The organism is Deferribacterota bacterium (assembly GCA_034189185.1).
In the GTDB taxonomy this organism is placed as follows: Bacteria; Chrysiogenota; Deferribacteres; order Deferribacterales; family UBA228; genus UBA228.
In genome coordinates, this window is record JAXHVM010000227.1 from 1 (window position 1) to 2,380 (window position 2,380).

1 protein-coding gene and 1 pseudogene are annotated in these 2,380 nt (G+C 29.7%); one reads left to right on the forward strand and one right to left on the reverse strand.

Features of this window, described 5'->3' with window-relative positions; all coding sequences use genetic code 11:
• Positions 1-266: 266 nt before the first annotated feature.
• Positions 267-1,259: an asparaginase gene (locus tag SVN78_10240; GenBank protein MDY6821986.1), complete on the forward strand. Its 993-nt coding sequence runs from the start codon at positions 267-269 to the stop codon at positions 1,257-1,259.
• Between the two features lie 23 nt (positions 1,260-1,282).
• Here the strand turns inward: SVN78_10240 and SVN78_10245 are convergent.
• Positions 1,283-2,312, reverse strand: a pseudogene (locus SVN78_10245) (aliphatic amidase).
• Positions 2,313-2,380: the final 68 nt, after the last annotated feature.

Consider the following 2,380-nt stretch of genomic DNA (forward strand, 5'->3'; position numbering starts at 1 on the left):
AAATCTCTATGTTTAAATACAGCCTACAATTTGTTATGTTAGCATAATGAAATTTATAATTTATGTAGTTGGTTTGTAAAATTATTAAAATTGTATATAACATATATAGTATATTAATATTTAATATCTAGTGAATAATTATATGCCTATGCATGATAAATTTATCTCTTACTTAAAGGGTTTTCCTGGGGTAAGTTTCCATACATATTGTGAAGTAGCTAATGATTTTTTAAGCAAAACAAAAACAACTTAGAGCTTTAAAAATAATGAAAAACATAGCTATCATAGGATTAGGAGGCACTATTGCAATGATGAAAGATGATACTGGGCTTGCAAGACCTGCTCTAGATTCGGAAAAGATATTAGAAAATTCTGGAATTCTTATAAACCAAAGGGATGTAACATTTCACCCAATTAATCTAGCAAATGTGCCAGGTGTAGATATATCCTTTAATTTACTTTTAGAACTTGCCAATAAAATTAAAGAATTAGAAAAACATAATATTGATGGTGTTGTTATAACACAAGGAACAGATACGTTAGAAGAAACTGTATATTTTATGGATTTGATTTTAGATAATCAGATTCCAGTTGTTTTTACAGGTGCCCAAAGAAATCCTTCACTGCCTAGTTCTGATAGTGCAATAAATTTGCTAGATTCTATAAGAGTAGTATTAGATGAAAAAGCAGTTGAATATGGTACCTTATTAGTTTTTAACTCTGAAATACATTTAGCAAAAGAGGTTATAAAAACTCATACTAGCAGATTTGATACTTTTAAAAGCTTAGAATTTGGTCCTGTTGGTGCTGTTGTGGAAAATATAGTTTACTGGCAGAGAAAAAGACTAGATAAAAAAATTATCTATAATATAAAAAAACCTAAGATTGGTGTAGAAATTATATCATGTGGAATATCTATGAAAAGCTATTTAATTGATTTACTAACAGAAAAAGGTGTTGATGGAATAATATTGGAAACTATGGGGGCAGGGCATGTTCCATCTAATATTATTGATAGCTTAAAAAAGGCTATTAATAATAATATTTTGGTTGTAGCTACCTCACGATGTTTTACTGGTAGACTCTTTAGAAATACTTACAATTTCAATGGTTCAGAGAAAACATTAAGAGATATAGGTGTTATTTTTTCTAATTGGTTATATACAACAAAAGCAAGGATTAAGCTTATTGTATTGCTTTCATCAGAGCTTAATCATAGTGAAATAAAAGAAAATTTTGAAAATAATTTTTATAACTAAAACTCACAATTTAAAAATTTATACTATTCATCACTAAAGGGTATTCCATCAATGGGGCATTCTTCAACTCCAGGATTTTTTCTGGTTAATGCCTCGGCATTCTTCTTAGCCTCATTTGGATTCAAAACCCATGTCTTATAAAATTCAAGGGGACAATTAGCTACTCCATCAATACCATCATCAGATTTTATTGAACCTGTATAACCCCTATGAAGTAATTTATATAGATGATTTTGTGACTGAGCATTCTTCCTAAAATCTCTTATCTGAGATATTGAAAGCTCTGCATATTGCAAACCATTTTCTTCTGTTTCACATTCTCCCAACGTTCTGCCATCAAATCCTATGATAGATGAATGTCCAAAAAATGAATAAACACCATCAAAGCCTGTTGCATTAGCAACTGCTACATAACAATTATTTGCCCAAGCCATTGCCTTAGCCATTATTATTTGCTGATCTTTTGCAGGATACATATATCCTTGACATCTAACAATAAGTTCTGCTCCCTTCATTGCACAATCACGCCATATTTCTGGGTAATTACCATCATCACAAATAATTAAGCTAATTTTTATACCTTTTGGGCCATCATTTACATATGTTTTTTCACCAGGATACCATGGTTCAATGGGACACCAAGGCATTATTTTTCTATATTTTTGAACAATTTCACCTTTATCATTAATTAATATTAATGTGTTATAAGGTGTTTTTTGCGGATGTTTTTCGTGTTTTTCTCCCGTTATTGAAAAAAACACCCCATATTTTTAAATTCTTGCAGGCCTCAGAAAAAATATTAGTTTCATCTCCTGGAACATCTATAGCTGTCTCATACATCTCTTTTTCATCATATATTATTCCTTGTGTACTATATTCAGGAAATACAATTAAATCTAAGCCAGGATATCCCTGCTTAATGCCATTCATAACTTTAGCTATATTGTGACAATTTTCTATTACTCCTTTTTTATCATGCAATCTTGGCATCTTATAATTTATCACCGCTACTCCAACAGTATCTTTACTACTTGAAATATCACCATGTCTCATTATACCACCTCTCTAAAACTTTATTTATTATAGTATAATTTTTTTAAATTAAAATAATTAAATTAGAA